The organism is Flavobacterium sp. P3_A6, from assembly GCF_056403035.1.
This window is the reverse complement of record NZ_JBFUGG010000006.1, coordinates 215,512-240,901: the sequence shown is the minus strand read 5'-3', so window position 1 is coordinate 240,901 and position 25,390 is coordinate 215,512. Positions and strand designations below refer to the sequence as shown.

The 25,390-nt window shown below is 34.2% G+C and carries 16 protein-coding genes; 5 read left to right on the top strand and 11 right to left on the bottom strand.

Translation table 11 applies throughout. The features are described from left to right. Positions 1-100 precede the first annotated feature (100 nt). The 9 genes from AC1DVP_RS08590 to AC1DVP_RS08550 all read right to left on the bottom strand — a co-directional run bounded on the left by AC1DVP_RS08590 (position 101) and on the right by AC1DVP_RS08550 (position 14,459). Complete coding sequence (locus AC1DVP_RS08590; protein ID WP_477183083.1) at positions 101-1,372, bottom strand: acyltransferase family protein; 1,272 nt, start codon at positions 1,370-1,372, stop codon at positions 101-103. Positions 1,373-1,498: 126 nt separating this feature from the next. Further along, the gene (bshC, locus tag AC1DVP_RS08585; RefSeq protein WP_477183082.1) at positions 1,499-3,103 is read right to left on the bottom strand and encodes a bacillithiol biosynthesis cysteine-adding enzyme BshC; all 1,605 of its coding nucleotides are present in this window, start codon (positions 3,101-3,103) and stop codon (positions 1,499-1,501) included. A gap of 560 nt (positions 3,104-3,663) precedes the next feature. Next, a complete protein-coding gene (locus AC1DVP_RS08580; RefSeq protein ID WP_477183081.1) occupies positions 3,664-4,524 on the bottom strand; it encodes a hypothetical protein in 861 nt (286 codons plus the stop codon). A gap of 458 nt (positions 4,525-4,982) precedes the next feature. After that, on the bottom strand, positions 4,983-6,356 hold the full coding sequence (locus AC1DVP_RS08575) for a DUF4302 domain-containing protein (RefSeq protein ID WP_477183080.1): 1,374 nt from the start codon (positions 6,354-6,356) through the stop codon (positions 4,983-4,985). 16 nt (positions 6,357-6,372) lie between these two features. Beyond that, the gene (locus tag AC1DVP_RS08570) at positions 6,373-7,230 is read right to left on the bottom strand and encodes a substrate import-associated zinc metallohydrolase lipoprotein (RefSeq protein ID WP_477183079.1); all 858 of its coding nucleotides are present in this window, start codon (positions 7,228-7,230) and stop codon (positions 6,373-6,375) included. A gap of 19 nt (positions 7,231-7,249) precedes the next feature. Then, positions 7,250-8,728, bottom strand: coding sequence for a RagB/SusD family nutrient uptake outer membrane protein (locus AC1DVP_RS08565; protein ID WP_477183078.1), 1,479 nt, complete (start codon positions 8,726-8,728; stop codon positions 7,250-7,252). 12 nt (positions 8,729-8,740) lie between these two features. Then, a complete protein-coding gene (locus AC1DVP_RS08560; RefSeq protein WP_477183077.1) occupies positions 8,741-12,466 on the bottom strand; it encodes a SusC/RagA family TonB-linked outer membrane protein in 3,726 nt (1,241 codons plus the stop codon). Between the two features lie 166 nt (positions 12,467-12,632). Then, positions 12,633-13,748, bottom strand: a complete 1,116-nt coding sequence (locus AC1DVP_RS08555) for a FecR family protein (protein ID WP_477183076.1) — start codon at positions 13,746-13,748, stop codon at positions 12,633-12,635. A 102-nt stretch (positions 13,749-13,850) separates the two neighbouring features. Next, positions 13,851-14,459, bottom strand: a complete 609-nt coding sequence (locus AC1DVP_RS08550; protein WP_477183075.1) for an RNA polymerase sigma factor — start codon at positions 14,457-14,459, stop codon at positions 13,851-13,853. Positions 14,460-14,706: 247 nt separating this feature from the next. Here AC1DVP_RS08550 and AC1DVP_RS08545 point away from each other — a divergent pair, with 247 nt between their 5' ends. The 4 genes from AC1DVP_RS08545 (at position 14,707) to AC1DVP_RS08530 (ending at position 18,646) form a co-directional block, all read left to right on the top strand. Continuing rightward, a complete protein-coding gene (locus tag AC1DVP_RS08545; protein ID WP_477183074.1) occupies positions 14,707-15,984 on the top strand; it encodes an MFS transporter in 1,278 nt (425 codons plus the stop codon). A 137-nt stretch (positions 15,985-16,121) separates the two neighbouring features. After that, positions 16,122-16,376 (top strand): autorepressor SdpR family transcription factor, encoded by a 255-nt coding sequence (locus tag AC1DVP_RS08540; RefSeq protein WP_477183073.1) that lies wholly within the window; start codon positions 16,122-16,124, stop codon positions 16,374-16,376. A gap of 4 nt (positions 16,377-16,380) precedes the next feature. Then, on the top strand, positions 16,381-17,031 hold the full coding sequence (locus AC1DVP_RS08535) for an SdpI family protein (protein WP_477183072.1): 651 nt from the start codon (positions 16,381-16,383) through the stop codon (positions 17,029-17,031). A gap of 241 nt (positions 17,032-17,272) precedes the next feature. Continuing rightward, positions 17,273-18,646 (top strand): alpha/beta hydrolase family protein, encoded by a 1,374-nt coding sequence (locus AC1DVP_RS08530; RefSeq protein ID WP_477183071.1) that lies wholly within the window; start codon positions 17,273-17,275, stop codon positions 18,644-18,646. A 53-nt stretch (positions 18,647-18,699) separates the two neighbouring features. Here the strand turns inward: AC1DVP_RS08530 and AC1DVP_RS08525 are convergent, their stop codons facing one another. Both AC1DVP_RS08525 and AC1DVP_RS08520 read right to left on the bottom strand, forming a co-directional pair. Continuing rightward, positions 18,700-22,617 (bottom strand): DUF7948 domain-containing protein, encoded by a 3,918-nt coding sequence (locus AC1DVP_RS08525; RefSeq protein ID WP_477183070.1) that lies wholly within the window; start codon positions 22,615-22,617, stop codon positions 18,700-18,702. Between the two features lie 6 nt (positions 22,618-22,623). After that, a complete protein-coding gene (locus AC1DVP_RS08520; protein WP_477183069.1) occupies positions 22,624-22,776 on the bottom strand; it encodes a hypothetical protein in 153 nt (50 codons plus the stop codon). 162 nt (positions 22,777-22,938) lie between these two features. On the opposite strand from AC1DVP_RS08520, the gene AC1DVP_RS08515 reads away from it, so the two are divergent. Next, the gene (locus tag AC1DVP_RS08515) at positions 22,939-25,125 is read left to right on the top strand and encodes a B12-binding domain-containing radical SAM protein (RefSeq protein ID WP_477183068.1); all 2,187 of its coding nucleotides are present in this window, start codon (positions 22,939-22,941) and stop codon (positions 25,123-25,125) included. The last annotated feature ends 265 nt before the right edge of the window (positions 25,126-25,390 follow it).

Below are 25,390 nucleotides of genomic sequence, written 5' to 3'. Positions count from 1 at the left end.
TTTAAAATTTTGTGCAAAAATATACTTTTTTTATCTAATGATTTTAGCAAATTGTCAATTTAATGGTAAAAACCTGTTATTACTGTGATGTTTTTTTATTTTAAACTTTGAAATACATTTTGTTTTTATAAAAATATGTCAAAAGTAGAGACCATAAACCTACATAAAGAATTGCAAATATTAATGAAGCGGTCATCGGATTACTGAAAAACGGCTGCACTCCGGCAACATATAAATAATCTAAAAGATTGATTTGCTCTGTTGGCGTTTTTGGATTCGGAAATGAAATCATCACCATTGCCTGCGGTATTATTTCGGAAAGAAAGAATACAATCATTGGGTTCACTCCCCAAATCAGAAATAATTTTGTGCCTTTTTTATAATCGGCAATGTCGATGCAATAATATAAAATTGACAAAACGAATGTTGCTAAACCTGCAGTGTACACAACGAATGAACTCGTCCAAAGTGCTTTGTTTATAGGGAAAACAATATTCCATAACTGACCCAATATGATAAGAGTGATTCCGATAATGGCCATTTTTTTGACCTTTTCCAATTTTAATAAAGGGCTGTTGAGCAATTGTCCAATCAATAAACCGATAACACCGGTTGCAATGGCAGGAATCGTGCTTAGTATTCCTTCGGGATCCCAAGTGTTGGTGGCTTCCCACATGTGCCCTTTTAGAAAAACGCTGTCTACCCAAGCTGCAAAATTGGTGCCTTTTTCGAGATTTGTGATTTCGAATCCCGGAGCTGGAATTAGCGTTATTATTGCCCAATACCCTAGCAATATCCCCATGGCAACTAATAATTGTGTTCTTTGGTTGGTTTTTAAATATAAAAGTGACGCTATGAAATAGACAATTCCGATGCGCTGCAACACACCTGGAAGTCTCACTATTTTATAAGCCTCGATACCGCTGTAGGCCAAGACTAAATAAATTACAAAAATGGATACAGCCAAATAGGTTTTTAGTTTAGCATTAAAATTACCCATTAATGCATAGCCAACTCCAGCTGTTATAATTAAACGACCAATCACTAATGGAATTCCTTCCAATCCAAAGAGCTGTATTTTTCCAAAAAAGTTAAAAAATATTCCTAAACAAATCATTCGTAACGAACGTGTTAGGATTTTGCTGAATGTGGTGCTGTCATAACTTTTGGTTGGCATTGCAAAAGAAATAGCTACTCCCATAATGAAAATAAAGAACGGAAAAACCAAGTCGGTTGGGGTACAGCCGTGCCATTCAGAGTGGAGTAAGGGAGGATAAACGGTTGCCCAACTGCCGGGGTTGTTGACAATGGTCATTAATAAAATGGTTAATCCTCTAAATACATCAAGCGAAATAAGGCGGTCTTTGGTCATTGGTTCTTTTGGTTAAAGTTACTAAGTTGCTGTCCCGATAGCTATCGGGACTGAGTCTCTGAGTTTTTATGGTTTTTAATTTTTGTTATTTAAACCTTAGTTGCTTAGTATTTTAATGACTAAACATTAAATAGTTATTATATTAAAATTTTGTTCCAATGGTTTGAGTTGGTTCATTATTTGAGGAATCAAACGTTCTCCATTTTCTAAATAAAATTCAGAAAAATTAGCTTGACGTTCCTGTAAACTCTGATTAGGGAATAATTCGTTCTGCAAGTCAATTAGGCGCAGTAATTCATCGTGGAATTTTCTTTTTTGAGCAATAAGCAATCTTTTTTCGAGAGTTTCTAATCCTTTGGTTTGTTTGACTTCTTGCGCTTTTACGGCACCTAAGAAAGATTTGTCGGTATGGTTGGCCAATTCAAGTAGTGCCTCAAATTGTTTTTGTAATGCTTCTTTTTGCAGTGTAAAATCAATCGGAAAATCCGATAGTTTTTGGGTTACTCGGTTGACTAAAGTGTTTTGTTTTGAAAATAAATCAGACCAGCTTAAGTTTAATTTGTCGGCTTTTTTGTTTTGTTTTTCAGTTGCCAAAAGCACGGAGTTTCTCAACAGCAAGATTGGAAAAGTAACTTTTGCGGCAGTGAAAAAAGATTTTAATTCCAGCCAATAAGCAATTTCTCCGCCTCCGCCAATGTAGCATAAATTGGGAAGAATGACTTCTTGGTACAAAGGACGCATAATTACGTTTGGACTGAATTTCTCAGGATTACTTTCTAATAATGCTAGTATTTCAGTTTCAGTGAATTCAATTTTGGTGTGGTTAACCTTGTAAATTCCATTCTCAAGAATGATTCTCTCTCGTAAATTATTTTCAATATAGAATAAATTAATCTCGCGCGGATTCACCTGAACGAAATAGTCTTTCATTTTTTCGATAGTTTCCGTTACCGCTTTGAAAGATGTTTGATGCAATAATTCCTCTTTTATGTATGGTATGAAATTGCGTTTCAAGTCGGAATTATCTGCATCCAAAATAACTAATCCTGATGAGCCAAAAAGTACATTTGCTAAATATCTGGTGGCATCGGCTAAGTTGTTATGATTGAGATAGGAATCTTCAAATAGTTTTTTGATGGTGTTAGCATTGGTGCTGGAACCTATTTCAAGGGCATATATTTCTAGGAAATCGGATAAGCCTTCGGTGGATAATCTTCCGACAGGTCCTGTGCTTTCTCTGTTCCAGTGAAATTTTTTTCCTTTGAAACAAAAATAATTGATTTCTTCAAAATCATGATCTTCGGTTGCCATCCAATATACAGGGACAAAATTATAGTCAGGATATTTCGCCTTTAATTCATTTGTCAAATTAATAGTCGAAATGATTTTGTACAAAAAATACAAAGGACCGCTGAATAAGTTGAGCTGATGTCCTGTGGTAACAGTAAAGGTGTTTTGAAGGCTTAAAAGTTCAATGTTGTTTAAGGTTTCTGGAGGAACGTTTAATTGATCGTATTGTTTTTTTAAAACACTTACTAAGGTCTGTCTTTTGAAACTGCTATTGCCATTGTCATTGAAATTGATTTTTTTCTCTTCAATCTGTTTTTCAAAGTTTTCGAGAGTTGGGAAACGGTGGTATAAGGAATGTAATTCGTTTTTTTGATCTAAATAATCATTCATCAAGGGAGAGAAATATCCTGAGGTTTGATAGCTGATACAGTCGGTTGGCATACACTTTTATTTTAGTGCTAAAATAACAAAAATATTGCAAGGATTGTCAAAAAGTTGTCTTTGAGGTGCAGCTCATCTTAAATTCATGAATATTTATTAGAAATAAAATAGTGCTTTTTTTTTAGGTAACATTTAAACAACTTAAAACTAATTTAACAGCCACACGGAAATCAAAAAAGGCAACTCAAATAGTGTCTAACTTTTTGGGGGCAGTGCAATTTGAGTTGCCTTTTCTTTAAATAAAATTAAAGCTAAAAAGCTCAGATGTGATTTTGCTCAGTAATGAAAAAGAAAATTATTAGCACTACTGCCACAATCAGCATCCTATAAATTGATGATTTAAACAGTGTTGTACCATTGAGCTCGTCTTCTCTTCTCTGTTTAATAAGGTTAAAAATCATAAATGGGAACATTATTGTTATGGACCCGTATAAATAATATCTCGAATATTCACTATATTCTCTTGGAATAAATATAAGAGGTAATACCCATAAAGAGGAAATAATTTTTATTGGCGTAATATGTTTCCTTATCATATTATAAAATTATTCTTTTTGTTGTTAATTAACTCTTCCAACATATTTGCCATTGGAGTCTGTTGTCCAACAACTATCTACTGTTGCCAGTATATCATCAGTGCAATGTAACGTTAATTCTCCAGTTGGTGGTGGCACACCATCTATTATTTCTGTTAGACATTCTGTATAGTCTTCCTGTGCTCTGTTCTGACAATTTACTTTTGTATAAATACAACCTGCTGCAGCGACTAAGCCTGGAAACAGCCCCCCTACTGCAGCACCAATAACAGCACCTACTGCACATCCTGCAAAATCTTCATTACATCTATTCCAATTTCTTGTAAGGAGCCATCCACACTTAGTGTCAGGAACAACTTGTGCTATATTTGGTAATGGTGTATTCCAAATATAAGTGCTTCTAGTTAGTTCAAGACTGGCATTTAGTACTTCGATTCGTGTTTCTATAGGTAAATTATAAAAGTTTGGATTTTCAGAAATAAAATCTTGTTGTGCTGTGACCATAGTCTTCAGTAAATCAATAACTTCTTGACTATTTGCTATTCCCGCTCTCTCAAATGCAAATTTTAGATCATTTTCGTTTGTTGCCGCATTCACCAATTGAATAGCTTCATTATTAAATCCTACATAATTATTTTTGTTTAATGCTACTTGTAAACTTTCGGCAATTGTGAAAGTTTGTTGCGAAAATGAATTTACATTCCCGGTATCATAATCCGAAATTGCAACTTCTGATTTATCTAAAGTTTCATTTTTGCCTGATTCTTTTTTAGCTTCAGCATTTCCTGATTTATTTATAGATTCATCTTCAGTAGTAGAACAGGAATAAAAAATTATCATAATCAATACTGTTATAAATCCGTACAGGTAAATTTTCAGTTTCATTTGACTGAAAGGCGCATTAGAGATGTTTTTTGTTTGTTAATAAATATTATAAATATATGAATAAAAAAAAAGAATAATCTTAATAATAATTAATTAATTTAATGAATTTTCTGTAAAATTGATGATTATTTTTTTGAAATTCAATTAAGAAAAGCAATTCAATTTTGAACTGCTTTTCTTCAAAAAATAATTGATTATGTTTCCAAGTAGTTATTATATATGTTATTAAGACTATCCGTAAAATATGTATCAGTTGTTTTTTCTTCTACTGATTTCACTGATCAATAAAGCTTGTGAACTCTATTAATCTTGGCTACGGATAGGCATAAATTTTATTAGGTATTTTATACCAATACTGATTATATTCTAAGCCAATCGTTCTGGTATAATATCGTATGGGCATTCAATATAATCCAATTTTTATTCAATTATATTTTAGCATAAACGATGTTAATTTATTATTGAAAAGCCCAAGTTGTCATTCTAAAAGGGCTATCAGTACTTGTGAAAGTAAAAACAGCATTATTTGCGCCTACTGTAAAGTTTTCTCTTTTAAAGTATAAACCTTTTGGATTCATTAAATTATCATCTAAGTCTTTCAAATTTGCTTCAGCTGATATAGTAACGGCATTCGCAAAAGTTGATCCCTTTTTCCAAATAGTTGTAGGATGTAAGGTTATAGTTTTGTTTGAAGCATCACTTGTTAGCGTAAAATAATGATAGACTCTTGTTGTCGCTCCTGTTGAACTAACAAATCTATACTCGACGTAGCTCCCATTAGGAGTATTAAACCAAGGCTGTATTCTGGTCAACTTTGATCCGACCGCCAAAGTGGACTCAATGGTTTTAAAAATTGAAATAAATAAAAGGGAATTTGTTGGAGCTAATTCAAGTATAGATCTGTCATGCCCATATACTACATTTGCATTTAAAGGTAAAAGAATTTTATAATCATCAGTCAGAACCAAAGGTTTATTTGAATATTTAATAGTTGCACTTACACCGTTTGTACCTGTTGCTGTAAAACTTCCGTCAGAATCTTTGTAGACAAAAACGGATAGCTTTTCACCTCCAACTTCAACCGCTGGGCTAACTACAATGCCTGTTGGCGAATAACCAATTCCCATATCATAGGTTACCGAATAACCTGTCTCGACAGAATTTGCTTCAGCAAAACGAGTAACCTCAGAAAAACTAAAATCGAATTGGTGTTTTGTTTTACCATCATTAGTTTCAAGTAATCTAAAGAGTGGTCTGGAGGGATCTCCAACGACATTGGCGATCATATCTATATTTTTATGCAAGTCAGTCCAATCTTGAGCTGTAGCCTTTACAAAGCGCAGCTCTTGATTACTTCTGTTGGTTTTAAAAATAATTTCGCCATTCTCTTGACCATAATATAAAAACTGAAAATCGCCAAGGTATCCTTTGCTTCGCAGTGTAGGAATTGGATAGTCGTCAGAATCTGATAAAAGATGGATTCTGTTTTTGGTAGTAAATACCAAACTTACCGTACTTCCTAGTTGAATATCATATTCACTTTTATAAACAGCAGTATCGTCATCAAAATCAGAAGCCATTTGGACAGTTCCGTCTTGTGCAAATTTGATTAAATGAGTATAGCCTCCTAAAACGGTATTATCAGTAAAATAAACTGCTTTCCAGCCATTTTCTGAAGAAAGAAGAATGTCGATTAATTCTTTTTTCTGCGAATTTAACCGTTCAGTTGGTGTTTGTTCGAATTTTTGCTCAGCGTCTGTATTAGTACAAGCTACCAGTAGTAAGGCTATAAAACCTATAATTAGATATTTATATATATTTTGTGCTTTCATAATTATCGGTGTTTAATTAGTTTATAACAGCATTCGTGTTTTTTTCAGCTTCATCACGCAAAGCATAAAAATCCATATCAAAAGCATCTTTAAAATATTTTACAACTAATGCTTCTTTTGCTTTTAATGCAGCAAGTGCAGTCGCGCTTTTAATTCCTGCCAAGAAAGCTGCGTACTCAGCTTTTGAGCTGATTAATATAACAGATGCTGTTTCGGCAAAATCTTCATTAATATTAGATCTCGCATAACTAGTAATGAAACCTAATTCATTTGAGGAAGCATTTGTATAATTGTACCAATCGGCAGTATATCCAACTGGAGTAATTGCGGCCCAAGCTTTTTCATCAAAAGGTTTATTCTGATTTAAAATATGAATATATTCGTGTTGAATGGTGTGTATAAACTCTTTTATATTTGCTCGATTTGTTTTGTCTATATAATCAGTTTCAAAAAGTGTTACTCGCTGTCCTCCTTCTGCTAATCCTAAGGTTCTAGTACCTACACTATTTAAATTAACTCCTCCTATCAAAACAATTTCTCGAGGAGCAATTTTTTTTACAAAATCTACCCCTCCGATTGTTTTATAGCTATCAAGCCATATTTTTTGAACTATCTCAAGTGCTGGCTGGACGCTGCTTACTAATGGCGGAAACAAATAGCGGCTATTATCTACCGTATTTTGATTCCACTTATATTGGACATTTATATTGTATGGGTTTAGATAATTTATACCTATCCAATTATCTAGTGCAGTTTTTGTTGGCTGATTATAATCAAGCTGACTTTCGCCTACTTGATCATCATTGGAACAAGAAGCAAGAACTGCCAATGTCAAAAACAAAACTGCTATTTTATTATAGTTTACTATTTTCATGATATTTTGCTTTTAAAAATTATCTAGGATTTAATTCGATGCCATTACCTGATGCATGAAGAGGTATCTGTAAGGCTCTGCGATTATCATCTTTGACTAAAATATTGGTTGGTTTGTTATTAATTTCGTGATTAACAACAATATTAAAACGTTTTACATCGAACCATCTCATGCCCTCGTGTATAAAATCTCTGCGTCTTGTTTCGGCAATTGCTTTTATATAAGACGTTTGTACTGGAGTCATAGTATAAAACGGAGTGTACTCATCAGCAACTACAGGATATTTCGCAACAACTTTAGCTTCGGTTAGCTTATCCGTAGTGGCGTTGTATCCTACTGTTCTAGTTGATAAAAAGTATTCCAATTCATCATTTGCCAAACTTATTTGTCCAGCCATAACATGAGCTTCTATACGATTTAAGAAAAACTCATCATTGCTTAGTAAAACTTCAGCGACATAAGGTTCTCCAATTCCAGCTGTTACATTTGTATACTTGAAATACTCATAGAATTTAGGAAGAAATACAGTTGTGCTACTATTGTATGAATAAAAATTGTACAGCCAGCTTTTTCCAAAAAGACTTGTGCTGGGGCCTAAAATTTCTTGATATCTAGCACCCGACAGATAAAATCTACTTTGGGAGGCTGATCTTCCAACAATTGAATTTGCCGATACAATTAATAAATTTGTTTGAGCTGCACTGCTGGCATAGCTAACACGCTGCTCATCTGCACTCATTAAATCATAGGATGCAAAATCTCTTAGTTTTCCAACTGGTTTAGAGCCTAAGTCTTTTGATAATTCAATTACTTTGTTCCAATCTCCTTTTATTAAATAAAACCTGCTTGCAAATGCTCTGGCAGCATCTTTATTAAAATGGAATTTTGGTTCTTTATACCCATTGGTTATATATGGCAGCCCTTCTTCAATATCTTTCTGAATAAAGTCAAAAACTTCTTGAACTGTGTTTCGTTTGTATTGAGGAAGCAGCTCGGTTTCAGGTTTTGTTACATAGGGAATGCCTATAGTTGAGCTTGCATTAGCTGGATTGTAACGTTTTGACCAAAAAGACACTAACATAAAATGCGAATAGGCTCTTGCTAATAATGCTTCTCCTTTTTGAGGATTTAGACTGCTTGGATTTCCTAATTCATCAATTGCTTGCAGTGCTGTATTTGCATGAGCAATAGCTCTGTAGCAAGCATCCCAATAGTAGGCTTGGGTGTCAATATTATTGGTTTCTGTTTGAATTTCCCAATTGTAGTTTTGCTCATTTTTTGGTAATGTTTCTGGCAGACCGCTATCAAATACGTTATCAGACATTGTTTCGGCAATATCAAAATAACTCATCTGAGGATATGCATAAACTAAAATTTCAGAAATTTTATCCGGAGTATTTATTTCGGTTCTATTGTCGGGTTTCTCAGAAAGAAAATCATCACAACTGCTAACACCTGCAAGCATTAGAAGTAATAGTGTTATTTTTAAGTTTTTCATAAATTTATAATATTATAATGAAAGGTTTATGGCAAAAGTATATTGAGTGGTAACCGGCATCGCAACACCTCCAGTATTGCGGAATTCAGGATCTTGACCATTTAATTTTTTATCAGAATAGATTAGCCAAGGATTAACAGATGAACCTCTTAAAGTAAAGGTGCTAAGGCCTAATTTTTTCTTCAAATCTTTTGGGAATTCCCAACTCAATGATATGTTTTTCAATCTTACAAAATCGCCGTCTGCAATTCTAACATCTGAATAGTTATAAGTATTATAAGCTCTTGCCAGTGTTCTTGATCCTCCGTAATTCGAATTCAGTCGTTTGTCTGCAATAACAGGTACGTCTGTATAATTTTCATCTCCTGGGTTAATCCAACGGTTAGTAAATTCTTTAGTAAAAACTGTTAAATCATCATAAGTACTATCGTAAACAGGATTTAGACGTACTTTGTTTCCTCCAGATCCAACGAAAAAGACATATAATGACCAATTTTTATAGGTAAATGTATTTGCTAAACCAATAGATTTATTTGGTTCAATAGAGCCTTCGTATTTTAAATATTTAGTAACATCTTGATTATCTTGAAAATCAGCTCCTGTTATATTATCTGTTTCTCCTTCAGGCATGATAAAAGTTGGTAAGCCTTGATTATTTAAGCCTGTAAATTGGTATGAGTAAATCGAATTTCTTGGGTGTCCAACGGTATTGCCACCATTGCCATCGATTAAATCGAAAGCAGTAGGCTTATTTTCTAATTTTGTAATCTCTTGATTATAAATTGAAAAGTTTAATGTTGTAGACCATTTAAAATCTTTATTATTAATGTTTTTTGTAGTAAAACCAATTTCAAGACCTTTGGTTTCCATATTTGCATTGTTACCCTGTTTTATTCTTTGTCCTCCAATTCCAGAGGTAATAACATAATCCACTAAATCAAATGCTTTTCTGCTGTAAACATCTGTTGTAAATTGTATTCTGTTATTAAACATTGCTAAATCAACACCTATATTAGTCTCAAATTGTTTCTCCCAAGTCAATGCTCCATTTTGTAATTCATCAATTTGGATTCCTGATTCTCTATCATCAATATTAAAACGATCAGTAATATAACTTTTGTAAATTGCCAGTGAGTTTGTTGCAGGTCCGGCAGTTGCAGTAAGTCCGTAAGAACCTCTTAGGCTTAAATTGTTTACAGATTCAACATTCTTCATGAAATTTTCTTCAGAAAGATTCCATTTTCCACTAAAAGTATAAGTAGGTAGCCATCTCGATGAACCACTATTTCCCTGTCTGTTTGATCCATCATAGCGGCCTGTTAAAGAAGCAGTATAGCGGCGATTATAAGTGTATCCAACTTTACCAAAGAAACCTACCGTCCTTTCTTTTTCTACATTAAATCCATAATAAGAATCGCCTCCGTTAATTATTTTTTCGATAATTCTTGGGTCAGTAAAAGCGGTAAGGCCTCGGTCATACTGAAGTCCAGCTGCAGTAAAATTATCGCTGTTTCTGTCTACAACGCGCATTTCAGTCCCGAAGAAACCTTCTAATTCATGTTTTTCTTTGAAAATATCTCTGTAGGTAATACTATTTCTAAGATTATAAGAAGTCATATCATTTGTGAATTTTCTCAAGAAACCGCCATTGGGTAAAACCGAAACTTTAGGAGCGGTTAAGTCATTAGGGTCTTGATATAAAAAGATATTTTCATCCCTAACTAATGTGTTAACACCATCTTCGCCATCAGGAGTTCCTGCTTTGTAAGCGCCCACAACATTTGAATTCTCTAATATTTTATGTTCACGGCTTGTGTTTGCGTAACGGCCGGATCCTGTTAGATTATAGGCTAGTTTGGAATTAATTTTATAATCTAAATCGAGTTGAAAACGAATGTCTTTAACTTCAATTTCCATAAAATTGTTTTTCAATTCATTTAGGATATTCATCGAAGCCCAATTGTTTCTATAGTATTCTAAATTTCCATTATCATCATAAGGTCTTAGTGTTCTGCTGGTATTCAAAACATAATTGAAAGGATTGATGTCGAAATCTCTGGTAACTTTTCCAAAAACTTCATCTTTTTCGCTTTCGTAACTTCCAGGAGCTTCTTGATTACGAACAGAAGCTAGAGTTGATAAGGTTATATTTAAGTTATCGTTTACAAAGAACGTTCCTTTGATATTTGATGATAATTGGTTTACTTGATCGGCAATAGTCCATCCTGGATCATTGTAATAGCCTAATGAAGCATAAAAGGTGTTGTTTTTACCTCCTCCGGCAAAACTTAAAGAGTGATTTTGTGTAATTGATGGTCTAAAGAGTATATTGAACCAATCTGTATTGGCTAATTCATATTTTTTTAGGAAATTATTACGGCTTACAGGGTCATTATTTACTAAATAACCGCCAGTTTCTGGAACATACGTATTGATTGCTCTTCCTAAAATATTATATGCGCCTCCATATCTGCCATTTACCGTTGTTGGTAAATCTAAATATCCTTTAGCTTCCATTTCTTTAAAAATGCTCATCGACTCTTGAGAATTTAAAATGTCATATTGTCCATAATTTGGAACAGTTCTAAGGGATTGCTCTAATGAGTAAGTTATTTTTAAAGGTGAATCTCTTCTGCCTTGTCTGGTAGTAACAACAACAACACCATTTAGAGACCTTGAGCCGTAAATAGAAGTCGCCGACGCATCTTTAAGGATTTCTATACTTTGAATATCGTTAGCGTTTAAACCCGCAATTGATGAACTTAATAAAGTTTCTGAGTTTCCTGAAGCTAGATCAGCAAATGAAAGATTGATAATATCTTCTTGTACAACTCCATCAATAACCCATAGCGGTTTTGTGTCTCCGAAAATTGATGAAGATCCGCGTACCGTAATTTTTGGTGCAGTACCAAAGGTACCGGTAACGTTTTGTACCGTTACCCCGGCTGCTTTACCTTCAATCATTCGGCTTACATCAACTACTCCATCTACTTTTAGTTCTTTGTCAGTAATTTTGCTGACTGCACCTGTAAAAGTTCTTTTTGAGGTTTTTTCATATCCGGTAGTAATAACAACTTCGTTAAGAGTTTGTCCTATTTCAGATAAAACCACAGTGATAAAATCGTTAGTCACATCAATTTCTTTGGTTTGCATACCAATGTAACTAATCACAATTTTTGAACTGCCAGCAGGTATTTCTATCGAGAATCCTCCGTCAAAGTCGGTTAATGCTGCAGCTTTAGTTCCTTTTACCAATACAGAAGCTCCTGGTAACGGATTGCCATTGGAGTCTATTACTTTTCCTTTTACAATAGTAGCAGCAATTAAATTTGAGTTTAATGAACTCAAAAGGTTAAAATTTGCAGGTTCTTTAGCAGATATAGTCTGCAGCACAATCTGATTGCTTATTTCAGAGTAACTGATGTTTAACGGTAAAAGTATTTCGTTTAAAACACTGGAGAGTATTTCATCGTTAGCATTAATGCTCACTTTTTGGTTAAGTTGGGTTATTCTTGAATTGTAAGAAAACTTCACGTTAGCTGATTTTTGAAGTTTAGATAATGCATTAGATAAACTCAAGTTGGTAATCGAAATGGTGACTTTTGTATCTAGTTTTTTCTGTCCTTTGACGCTGTTGGCCATTACAACAGTCGAAAAGACAAAAGCCAATACGATCTGAAAGAGTGTTATTTTCATGATTCGATAGAGTAATCGTTGTTTGACAACAGGTTTTTTCATAATTTTGATTTAGTTTTGATTAATACTTTTTAAACGGGTGTTCTGAAAAACTTACCAAAATGCTTTTTACAGAAAGCTTTTTGATATTAACTTAGCGTCGAATGTGTTACAGCATATTTGGCGCTTTTTTGTCTTTAAATACATTTTTTTTACATAGGCTTGGGTTTTAATTGCATCCTTGGGATGTTATGATAATCTGGTTTCCGTTCATTTCATAACTAGTATTATTCCCAATGCTTTTACAGATGATCTTTAATTTTTCGGGTAAAGGCTGATCGATCAATGAAGTGGTTAAGTGACAATTTTTTAATTTTTCTTTTGGAAAATCAATCTCTACTTCGTAGGCTTGCTCGATTGTTTTAAATATATGGCTAACAGGCGTGTCTGTAAAATCGAAACTTAATTGTTCTATGGGTTTTGCGGTTTGTTTTAGAACAATATCTTTTGTGACATCTGTTATTTTATCAAACTTGGCAGTTTCTCTTACGAAGCGTACAGCTTCATTAGGCAATAAAATAACTTCTTCAGATGAAGTTTTGGACGCTTGGTCATTTGAGTGAACTTTTACTTTTCCCGTACGGACTACTACTTCGACATTAGGCTGGTTTTCAAATGCACAAATTCTAAAACTCGTTCCCACGACTTTGGTTACAATTTCATTAGCGAAAACAAAAAATGGTTTTCTTTTATTTTTACTTATTTCAAAAAAAGCTTCACCTGATAAATACACTTTCCGTTCATTTCCGATAAAAATTTTAGGATAGCTCAGTTTGCTTTTAGGCTGTAACAAAACAGAGCTTCCATCAGAGAGTGTTATGATTTGAGGATTTTTGGAATTGTTTGTCTCCTCAACTAATCCTTCTTTGTTTTCTATAAGAAGTTCTTTGTAGACAGGGTTGTCATCAGTTAATTCAAAATAGTTGGTATATTCCCAAGAAAAAGCAAGTCCTATTACCAGAACAGCGGCTGCTGACCTAAACCAATTGTTATTCCAGATTTTAGTTTTTGGATTTTGGACATTTTTAAGAGCAGCTTCTTTAAGAGCAATTTTTTTCCAAGTATTTTCTAAGGCCGATTCCACAGTTGCCGATAACATCTGCGTTTTCTCGACTTTGGTAGCAAGAACCCATAAACGGGCTTCTTCTACTAATTTTGCTCTTTCAGGATTTTCGAGTGTCCAATTCTCCCAGTTGGAATTGTTTTTATTTTGCAGAATCCATTGACGAAAGGAATCATCACTTAAAAAGTCTTCTATCTGTGTATATTTATTTCGCTTTTGCATCTTTATAGTAAGGGTTACAAAAGCAATAAGGACACTTTATTTATTATATACTCACCTAATTATGATTTTTTTTAAAATATATTAAACAAATATTTTAAAACCCTATGTAGATGAAGAAGCTAGTATTAAAATTATTAAAATATTCTCTTTCCAGTCTTTACGCAAGTTCTGTATTCCTCTATATAAAATGTTGTTTGCAGACTGGTAATTCACAGCCATTATTTCGGCAATCTGCTCTACTGTTAATTGTTGATGATAACGCAGATATAAAGCTTCTTTTTGCCTTGATGGTAAGTTGTTAATCAGCATATTGAGCTGTGACACTTTTTCGGCTGTAATTTCATCATCAATTAATTGCTGTTCAATAGAGAAATCAAATAAGAATTCAGTAGTTTCTATATTGCTTTCTTTTTTAAAAAAGGGATCGCGCTGGTACAATCGTGCAATTCTTTTACGAACGCTGGATAATAAATAGGCTTTTATAATAACGTTAGGGGAAAGGGATTCCCGATACACCCAAATATCGGTAAAGACATCCTGAACGCAATCTTGTACTCTATCGTCATAGGAACACAAAGAATTGCCATAACGTACTAAATCTGAATAGTATTTTTCAAAAAGTGTCGAAAAAGCTTTTTCATCACCAGCTTTCAAATTATTCCACAATGTGAAATCATCTGAAATGTAAATATGGTTACGTTGTGTTTTCAAAATTAATTTGAGGCTATTGGATTATTAAGGTATCGTTAATTTTTTTGTAATTTTACATTTTTTTTAACAAAACACCAAGTTTTTGTTCTTTTTAGGTATCGATTTATTTATTTGACAAAATGAAGTCCTGTTTTTTTCATTGTTTAAATAAAATTATGGTTTAAATATTAAAAACAAATATTTGCCACATTCAAAAATAAGATTCATTTTTACATCCTATTTTCTTAAAAAATTATATCAAAACCGCATGAAACAAGACCAGAATAAAAAGAACTCATTGAAACATGTTCTTTTTGGAAGCCTAATTGGCACCACAATCGAATTTTTTGACTTTTATATTTATGCCAATGCAGCAGTATTGGTTTTTCCACAGTTGTTTTTTCCAAGTTCAGACACAACGATGGCAACATTGCAATCTTTGGCTACTTTTTCGATAGCCTTTATATCTCGTCCATTGGGTTCAGCATTTTTTGGGCATTATGGTGACAAAATCGGACGTAAATTTACTTTAGTTGCTGCTTTGCTGACTATGGGGATTTCGACAGTGACTATTGGATTTTTGCCAGGTTATGCCAGTATTGGTGTTGTTGCTCCTTTGTTATTGATGCTGTGCCGATTTGGACAGGGAGTTGGGCTGGGAGGTGAGTGGGGAGGTGCTGTTTTATTGGCAATTGAAAATGCACCGCCCAACAAACGTGCTTGGTATGGAATGTTTCCGCAATTGGGTGCGCCTATTGGCCTGTTGCTTTCTGGAGGGACTTTCCTGCTGTTAACCGACTCAATGAGCAGTCAGGATTTTATGGATTATGGCTGGAGAATTMCTTTTATTGCCAGTTCACTTTTGGTTGTAGTGGGTTTTTATATCCGAACTAAAATTACCGAAACACCTTCTTTTGAAAATTCAAAAAAACAGCATGAGGAAGTTAAAATTCCTTTCCTTACTTTGGTTAAATCCTATAAAAATCAATTGCTTTTTGGGACATTGGCATCTATTACCACTTTTTTGGTGTTTTATTTAATGACCGTATTTACATTGAGTTGGGCTACATCCGATTTGGGTTACGAGAAAAGAGATTTCTTATTGATTCAGCTGTTTTCGGTATTGTTTTTTGCCTTATTTATTCCAATATCGGCAGTAGTTGCTGATAAAATCGGACGCCGTAAAATGCTGATTATTGCTACGACAGCCATTGCATTTTTTGGTTTTTTCTTTTCCTATTTTTTAAATTCCGGAAGTACGGTAATGGTAACTTTCTTTTTGTGTACAGGAATGGCTTTGATGGGATTTACTTACGGGCCTTTAGGTACATTCTTATCCGAATTATTTCCTACTGTAGTTCGTTATTCGGGTGCTTCATTAACCTTTAATTTGGCAGGAATTATTGGAGCAGCTTTTGCGCCAATGATTGCCATTTGGCTGGCATCAACGTACAGTTTGACTTATGTTGGGTTCTATCTCATCTTTGCAGCCTGTATTTCTTTATTTGCTTTATTGGCAATTAGTAAAAAGGAACACAAATTTTAGATTAACCAAGGATAGTGTATAAAAAAGAGCTGCAAAATTGTTTTGCAGCTCTTTTTTGTTTTATAGATTTCATAAATAAATTTGGCTGTTCAAAAATATATTTAGACATTTGTCTAAATATATAAATACTTTAAATAATGAACGACATATTTAAAGCATTAAATGATGCCACGAGAAGAGAAATATTGGAGCTTTTGAAAACAAAAAGCCTGTCTGCCGGAGAAATAGCCGATCAGTTCAATATGTCAAAGCCAAGTATTTCTCATCATTTGGATATTTTGAAACGAGCCGATTTGATTACTGCCGAAAAATCAGGACAATTTATTTTCTATTCCATTAATACGACCATTATGGAAGATGTGTTGCAATGGATTTTAACTTTTAAAAAATAAAACAATGAATTCAACTTTTAAAAAAGAACTTCCCATCATTGGAATTGTGTTATTGCCCTTTATTTATCTGGCTTTTATTTGGAATACATTACCCGAAAAAGTCCCAACGCATTGGAATTACAAAGGGGAGGCTGATCGCTGGGGTGATAAGTTTTCCCTCGTTGGATTGTTGTTTATCCTGCCTGTTTTGACATATATTTTACTGCTTGTCATTCCAAAAATTGATCCTAAAAAAAGAATTGCTTTAATGGGCGGGAAGTTTTATCAATTGAAGTTTTTTCTTGTTTTATGCACGTCGATGCTGGCTCTTTTTATCCTTTTCACTACGAAGAATCAGTCTTTTTCCAGTCCTAATTTAATCTATATCATTATCGGAGTTTTGTTTTTAGTGTTGGGCAATTATTTCAAAGTAATTCAGCCCAATTATTTCATCGGGATACGCACTCCTTGGACATTAGAAAATAATGAAGTTTGGAAATTTACCCATGTTTTTGCTGGTAAACTTTGGGTTATTGGTGGGTTTGCAATCGTATTGGGAGGATTGATTTTTGAAAATAATTCATTCTCAATTGTCTTCATTTCCCTTGTTGTTGTTTTGGCAATAATCCCCATTGTGTATTCTTATATAAAGTTTAAGGAGATAGAGAAAAAGTAAATAACCGTTTCGATTAGTAATTTGGAGCAGAATGATTTGGCTCTTTTTTCCAGCATCGTCCCGTTTTTCGTTACAACCTTTTGTGCTGAACCCCAGCACAAAAGGCTTTCCACTTCAACCGGGGCTAAAGGGAGATATTTAGCTTTTTTGCCATCATCCAAAAAAGGAAAAGAAATAACAATTGAGTTTAATTTTTTAACAATTTAATTACAATTTTAATTTAAAAATAGAATCAACTAAAATGAAGAAAGCAGTATTTTTTTTAATAGTAGTTTTGGTCTCTTTTACGATGTTCGGGCAAGAAATTACAGGACAATGGAATGGAATTTTAAAAGTTCCGGGAGGGCAATTAAGAGTTGTGTTTAATATCAGTAAAAATGAAAATGGTTACACTTCGACGATGGACAGTCCTGATCAGGGAGCCAAAGGAATTCCAGTAACGGCAACCAGTTTCGAAAATTCAGTTTTGAAGTTAGCAATTCCAAGTGTAGCAATTGCTTATGAAGGAGCATTAAAGGATAATGCAATTGCTGGTAATTTTAAGCAAGGCGGTCAATCTTTTGTGCTGGATATGTCAAGAGGAATAGCAGAAAAAAGCAAAGCAGAAAGGCCTCAAGAACCGAAAACTCCGTTTCCGTATTATACAGAAGAAGTTACTTTTGAAAACAAAATTGATAAAAATGTTTTGTCAGGAACTTTAAGCTTGCCTAGTAAAGAAGGTAAATTTCCTGCTGTAATTTTGATTACAGGAAGCGGTCCAGAAAACAGGGACGAAGAAATATTTGGGCACAAACCTTTTCTGGTCTTAGCCGATTATTTGACTAAAAAAGGAATTGCAGTTTTGAGATTTGATGACCGTGGCGTTGCAAAATCAACAGGCGATTTCAAAACAGCAACCACTTCGGATTTTGCTAAAGATGTTCAGGCAGGAGCCGATTATTTGAAAACCAGAAAAGAAATCGATAAAACCAAAATTGGATTAATCGGTCACAGTGAGGGCGGTGTAATTGCACCCATTGTTGCAGGAAATTCAAAAGATGTAGATTTCATAGTATTATTGGCTGGAACAGGAATCCGTGGTGATAAATTGATGCTTTTGCAAAAAGAAAAAATCGAACGCCAAATGGGAGTTCCCGAAAATGAAATTCAAAAAGGGCAGGAAATTTTTAAAGGCGCTTATGATATTATTTTAGCTTCATCTGTAAACGATAATACTCTAAATGCTAAAATCAACAGTTATTTGAAACTTCAATTTGGAGAAAAGATGAATGAACAGCAGATAAGTGCAGTAACTGCTCAAATTACTAGCCCCTGGATGGTTTATTTCTTGAAATTTGATCCAGCATCCGCTTTAGAAAAAGTAAAATGCCCAGTTTTAGCAATTAACGGTGATAAAGACGTGCAGGTTCCCGCCGATGTAAATTTGGATGCAATTAAAAAAGCATTAGCGAAAGGAGGAAATTCAAAAGCAACAACCAAGGTTTTACCGAATTTGAACCATTTGTTTCAAGAAAGCAAAACGGGTTTGCCAGCAGAATATGGAACTATTGAGCAGACATTCTCTCCAATTGCCTTGGAGGAAATCTCCAAATGGATTTTGATTCAAGTTAAATAGAGGAATTGTATTTTATAAAAAAGCCCAATAATGGGCTTTTTTTATGCAAATGTTTATCGCTTCAAGCTAAAATGGCTTTTAAATTCTGCTCCATTTAAGCGTGTAACTACAAACCAATAATCGCTCGAAGGCAGGTTATATCCATTAAAAGTACCATCCCAAACTTGATTTATGTTTAATATCTTAATCAGTTTACCATAACGGTCAAAGATTTTAATTCCGGTATTTGGTGCTAAATAGGCAAATTCAATTGTCCAATTATCATTATGTCCATCATTATTTGGGGTAAAGAATTTAGGAAACGGAAGCTCATCTACAAAATTAATGCAATCGGCAGTTGTGGCTTGCTGAATTTGAACAGTTATGGGAGTGCTTTGACTTTCGCAGTCATTAATGGTTTGCGTAGCATAATAAGTAATACCATTTTCAAGCGGAGTTGATTCAGATAGATTTGTTCCATTTGTTTCTGCATTGTACCACTTTATATCTTGTCCATTAATTTTGATAGTATTGATTGTAGCATTTTGTTGGATACAGAAACTCTGATTAGTATCTCCAATTGGAGGTTGAGTGTCCTGAATTTTTATAACAACTGGAAGTTTTTCACTTTCGCAGTTATTCTTAGTCTGAGTAATATAATACGTTTTGTTTTCAAGAATTGTTGTAGTTGCCAAAACATTACCTATAGATGGAGCATCATACCAAATTAAGTTTTCGCCAGTAACTGCGATATTGTTTAATGTAGCATTTTCATCAATACAAAAAGTTTTAGAGGTATTTGAAATTGGTAATGGAGTGTCATAGACATTTACTAAAACAGTTAGTCTGTCGCTCTCACAGCCAATGGTTTGAGAAACATAATAAGTTGTGTTATTTTGTACTAAAGTATTATTTGCTAAAGGATTTTCAGACGTATTAGAATCATACCATTTTAAATTTTCTCCAGTAATATTGATATTGTTAAAAGTAGCATTTTCACTTTTACAGAATTTTGGCTTTACATCTCCCGTAGGAACTGCAGGCGTATTTTGGATAGATATAGTAACAGCTAGCCTTTCACCTTCACATGAATTGAGAGTTTGCGAAGCATAATAAGTCGTTCCATTTTGTAGAGAGACACTGCTTAGTAAAATATTTCCATTGGGTGTTGCATCATACCATTTTATATCTTGTCCGATTACTGCCATGTTTGCTATAGTTGGATTTTGATCTGAACAAAAAGTTTGCTTTACATCTCCAGTTGGAGCTGGAGTATCTTGAATTTTTATAGCAACTTCAACTCTTTCGCTTTCACAGCCACTTATGGTTTGTGATGTATAATACGTTTTACTGTCTTCTAGTAAAGTTGTATTTAATAATAGATTTCCAGCAGTTAATTGGTCATACCATTTAATGTTTTGTACTGTTGTTATTGTAATATCGTTTAAAGTTGCATTTTCTTGAATGCAGAAAGTTTGAGGGGAAGTAACTATTGGCAATGGTTTACTGCTAATTGTAACAGTCTGGTTTTGATGCGATATATTTCCATTACCATCGTCATAATCCCAAATAATAGTATAAGTTCCTGGCAAGCTATAAGAAAGAGGATTTGCTGTAGAAGCTATAATTGCCCCTGCACAGGCATCCGCAGCGGTTGGAATTGTTGTTATTGAGGTGTGGCAATCTCCTGTGATTGTAGGGAGGCTTGTGAGGTTGGGAATAGGAGCTTCTATATCTCCTACAATGACATCCAGTTTATAAGTCATTTTACATCCACAATTACTCCCGTCGCTAACAACTAAAGTATATAATCCACTGTTTGTAGTGTTAATATTACTGATTGTTGGATTCTGAACATTACTCGTGAATCCATTTGGACCTGTCCAATCATAGTGATATCCTGATGGGACATCACTAAATGATAGCGTATTTGTTATGCAAACAGGGGAATTACTCTTAGGTGTTATGTTAATGTTACATGAATTTTCTTCCGAAAACTTCATTAAAAAATAGTTGTCAAATGATCCTAAAACATTCGGTTGATAAGAATTACTATCAGCGATGTCATTGCTCTGAGAAGAAATACCACTAACAAATATCATATTATTATTGTCCAATGCTATTTTTGTTGTCTCAAATGGACTTTTTCCACCTACATACGTTCCCCAAATAAAGTCTGCGTCTTTAGAAAATTTAGCAATATATCCATCAATATTTTGTCTAGATTTGTAAGAACAAGAATTTGTTAATTTTTGATTGTAATATCCTTCATTGGTAGCTCCAACATAAATTGAATTATTTCTAAAAATAAGTGAATAAACAAGCGCAGCTTCCAAATAGGATCCCCAAATTCTTTCTCCATTGCTATTTAATTTAGCAAAAAAACCTCGAGAAAATGGATTAGTACTGTCAAAGCTATTTGGTGTTGTAATATTATTATCACTTGCTGTTTCTCCTCCAAGGTATATATTATCGTCATCATCAGCCTCAATGGCATTTACATAATCATCTTGTTTACCTCCATAATAAGTTGACCAAATTCGTTTTCCATCAAGAGAAAATTTATAGACTGTACCATCTAAAAGGGCTATTGGATCATGTGATTGTTGAAAAACTCCAGGTGTAGAAATATTATTATAACTTTTTGTAGTCCCTCCAGTAATTATATAATTATCTTTTACTACGATTGTGTTTAATTTATCTTCATTTTCTCCACCTACATAGGTACTCCAAATTAAATTTCCTCCAGCATCAAATTTAGCTAATAATCCATCAGTATTAAAGCCAGTTGTTTGATTTAGTTGTGTTTGAAAATTACTATTTATTGCAATATTTGATTGACTTGAGGTGTTTCCTGCTATATATATGTTATTGTTTTTATCAATATCCAGAGAACTAGCAAAATCGCCACCATATCCACCAAAATAAGTTCCCCAAAGTCTAATGCCTAAATCATTAAACTTTACTAAAAAAGCATCATAACCACCACCTATTAAATTTGGTTGGTATGAACCCATAGTACTTATGTTTGATTTAGCTAGAGTAGATCCTGATATAACAACATTATTTTGAGAATCAACTTTTATATCACTTATGGAATTATGCCCTTGACCGCCATAATATGTTCCCCACAAGCGATTTCCGTTAGGGCTAAATTTTACAATTATTCCATTTGCACTCCCATAAAAAGAAGGTGATATTGACGTTTGGTGCGCCCCTGTAGTTGCGTATGATGAGTTAGAAGCAGTTGTTGTACCTGCCATATATGCGTTTCCTGAATAATCAGTAGTGAGACTAACATGGCCAAGGATGTAATGTATATCTGTCTCATCTCCATAATAAGTCCCCCAAAGTCGTGTTGGTACCGGATCAATAATCATCGTCTTGTTAGAAACATTTTCAGAACTCGCAAATCCATAAACATTCTTCTTGATTTTAGCATAACCTACAGCAATTTCCTTTTTACATGAACCATCTTCAGTCCAACTCATTGGCAGAGTTTCTTCCATTTCTCCGAAGCGAACACTCATTCGGATTTTATTGTCTACTAATTCCGTTTGGGCTCCGCTAAATTTTAATTGAATATCAGATATTTTTCCTTTTGGATGTACCACAAAATTGTATTCTACAGTTTTTAAAGTGTCTTTTGGTATCGAAAAAACCACATCAATGTTAGGGTAAATGTTCTTATAGGTAATTTGCTTGTATTGGTGTACCATCAAGACACCTTCGGGTTTGTTGGGGATATTATAGTAATTGTCATAATCCAAAGATTTTTCTTCGGTAATCAATTCTACCTCTGGATTTGAATTCACAAAATCAATATCAATTCTATGATACTGATATTCTATTGTATAATCGGGAAGGTTTTCATTGTCTTTTGATGGAAATGGCAAAGGTTTTTTCTTTTCATCGTGAGAATGATTAATAGGATGCTTTTTTGCTTCAAAAACATCATACGAAAAACCATTTTTTCTCAGCTGAACATTCAATCCGCCTTAATTTAAAAGATATTTTACGGCATTGTTAGGTTTGCCTTTTTGATCTATAATCTGACCTTTGTTTTCTTTAAAACCAATAGTTTTGTTTTTATTTTGGGCAAATGAAGAAATAGCAATTAATACTGAAAAGAAAAGTAATTTTAAGTTCACTTTATGCAAATTTGGATGACTTTGTAAATGTATTTAAATCTTTACAAATTATCTAATTCAATTCTTATTTTGGGATAAATAAACAAATAGAAAAGTAACTATACGCTTTTATGGAGAGAAACTAAAAATATCCCTTATTTTTGCACAAAAACAATTTTACTTTTGAAACTAAAACTTTTCCTCATCACGCCTCCCTTTACCCAACTGAATACGCCGTATCCGGCAACGGCTTATATCAAAGGGTTTCTGAATACCAAAAACATTGAATCAGTTCAGGCAGATTTAGGGATTGAAGTGATTTTGAAATTATTTTCGAAAGAAGGGCTGAAGAGTTTATTTCAATCTAACAACCAACAACCAACAACGGACAACTGCAAACGAATTCTCGCTTTGCAGGACGAATACATTAAAACCATCGATTCGGTTATTTCTTTTTTGCAAGGGAAAAATCCAACGTTGGCACTTCAAATTTGTCAAGAAGATTTCCTGCCGGAAGCTTCGAGATTTGCACAATTGGAAGAACTCGATTGGGCTTTCGGAACGATGGGTACGCAGGACAAAGCCAAGCATTTGGCTACTTTGTACCTTGAAGATATCTCTGATTTTATAGTAGAATGTGTTGACGAAAATTTCGGTTTCAGCCGTTATGCGGAAAGATTGGGGAGAAGTGCGAATTCTTTTGATGAATTGTACGAAGCGTTACAACAAGAACCAACTTATATAGACGAGATTCTGCTTTCGATTCTGAAAGAGAGAATTGATACGATTCAGCCCACTTTATTCTTGATTTCAGTTCCATTTCCTGGAAATTTATACTCTGCTTTTCGTTCTGCACAATGGGTGAAAAAACACTATCCTAATATCAAAATTTCGATGGGTGGAGGTTTTCCAAATACTGAATTGCGTTCGCTTTCGGATGCACGAGTTTTTGAGTTTTTCGATTACATTACTTTGGATGACGGAGAAACGCCAATTGAAGAATTAATTTCCAATATTGAAAATCCAAATCACAATTCATACAAGCGAACTTTTCTTCTTGAAGACGGAAAAGTAGTTTACAAAAATAATTCGTCGCAGCACGATTACAAGCAATCGCAAGTAGGAACGCCAGATTATTCGGATTTGCTTTTGGATAAATATATTTCGGTTATCGAAATCGTGAATCCGATGCACCGTTTGTGGAGCGATGGACGCTGGAATAAGCTCACGATGGCACATGGCTGTTATTGGGGAAAATGTACGTTTTGCGATATTTCTTTAGATTATATAAAGGTGTACGAACCTGTCGCTGCGGGTTTGCTGTGTGACCGAATGGAAGAAATGATAGCCCAAACGGGAGAAACTGGTTTTCATTATGTGGACGAAGCGGCGCCACCGGCATTGATGCGTGCGCTGGCACTCGAAATTCTTCGACGAAAACTGGCAGTTACGTGGTGGACAAACATTCGGTTCGAAAAAAGTTTTACCCAAGATTTGTGTCTGTTACTCAAAGCTTCGGGGTGTATTGCGGTTTCGGGCGGTCTCGAAGTCGCTTCGGATAGATTGTTAAAGCTGATAGACAAAGGTGTAACAGTTGAACAAGTGGCTAAAGTTACCCGCAATTTTACCGAAGCAGGCGTAATGGTACATGCGTATTTGATGTATGGTTACCCAACGCAAACGGTTCAAGAAACGGTGGACAGCCTCGAAATGGTGCGGCAATTGTTTGAAGCGGGCGTATTGCAGTCGGGATTTTGGCATCAGTTTGCAATGACAGCACACAGTCCAGTAGGAATGTTTCCCGAGCAGTTTGGAGCCGTAAAAGAAACGGAAACCATTGGGACTTTTGCCAATAACGATATTAATTTTGTCGATTCAACGGGAATCGATCACGATAAATTTAGCTTCGGGCTCAAGAAATCGCTGTTCAATTTTATGCACGGGATCTGTTTTGACTATGAACTGCAGGAGTGGTTCGATTTCAAAATTCCAAAGACGAAAATTGGTGCCGATTTTATTTTTGACGCTCTGCAGGAAGAAACCAATTTTAATATAAAACCAACTGCCAAAATTGTTTGGTTAGGAGGAAAACCTGTTACAGAACATTTTACCAAATCCAAAAAAGGAAACTCTTGGGAAATGATGTCGCTTACTTTTCATGACAAAAAAGAAAGCTTCACTATTCAGACCAATAAAACTGAAGGGGAATGGCTTGTAGAAATGCTTCAAAAACTCTCGGTTTCGAATAGTAAAACCTATTCATTTCAGGAAGTAAAAACCGATTTTGAAACCCAATTGGAAGATTTCGAACTCTTTTGGTACTCCAAACCAGTGAATACTTTGAGAGAATTTGGACTATTGGTTTTGTGATTTTCTTCATCCAAATATTGGTTTTTTTATGAGCAACAGCATTCGGGTATTTATAGAAACAGAGGTGCCGCTTTCCGTTACAAACGAAGTTTACTAAACTCCTATAAAAATAAAAGTATAGTGAAGTAATCTTATAAGCCTCTCGTCTTTTGGGACGAGACGGCATATAAGGATTTTCACTTCACACGAGCGAAGCAATCGGGCTAAAGAGAAACATTTTACTTTTTTGTCTTCATATAGTTATTTCATATATTCTTTTCGTTTT

Excerpts from the sequence above, each read along its gene's own strand:
- AC1DVP_RS08540 (WP_477183073.1), top strand. The coding sequence starts at position 16,122 with ATGAACGACATATTTAAAGCATTAAATGATGCCACGAGAAGAGAAATA.
- AC1DVP_RS08575 (WP_477183080.1), bottom strand. The coding sequence starts at position 6,356 with ATGAAAGCACAAAATATATATAAATATCTAATTATAGGTTTTATAGCC.
- AC1DVP_RS08555 (WP_477183076.1), bottom strand. The coding sequence starts at position 13,748 with ATGCAAAAGCGAAATAAATATACACAGATAGAAGACTTTTTAAGTGAT.
- AC1DVP_RS08580 (WP_477183081.1), bottom strand. The coding sequence starts at position 4,524 with ATGAAACTGAAAATTTACCTGTACGGATTTATAACAGTATTGATTATG.
- AC1DVP_RS08530 (WP_477183071.1), top strand. The coding sequence starts at position 17,273 with ATGAAGAAAGCAGTATTTTTTTTAATAGTAGTTTTGGTCTCTTTTACG.
- AC1DVP_RS08570 (WP_477183079.1), bottom strand. The coding sequence starts at position 7,230 with ATGAAAATAGTAAACTATAATAAAATAGCAGTTTTGTTTTTGACATTG.
- AC1DVP_RS08565 (WP_477183078.1), bottom strand. The coding sequence starts at position 8,728 with ATGAAAAACTTAAAAATAACACTATTACTTCTAATGCTTGCAGGTGTT.
- AC1DVP_RS08535 (WP_477183072.1), top strand. The coding sequence starts at position 16,381 with ATGAATTCAACTTTTAAAAAAGAACTTCCCATCATTGGAATTGTGTTA.
- AC1DVP_RS08590 (WP_477183083.1), bottom strand. The coding sequence starts at position 1,372 with ATGACCAAAGACCGCCTTATTTCGCTTGATGTATTTAGAGGATTAACC.
- AC1DVP_RS08560 (WP_477183077.1), bottom strand. The coding sequence starts at position 12,466 with ATGAAAAAACCTGTTGTCAAACAACGATTACTCTATCGAATCATGAAA.
- bshC (WP_477183082.1), bottom strand. The coding sequence starts at position 3,103 with ATGCCAACCGACTGTATCAGCTATCAAACCTCAGGATATTTCTCTCCC.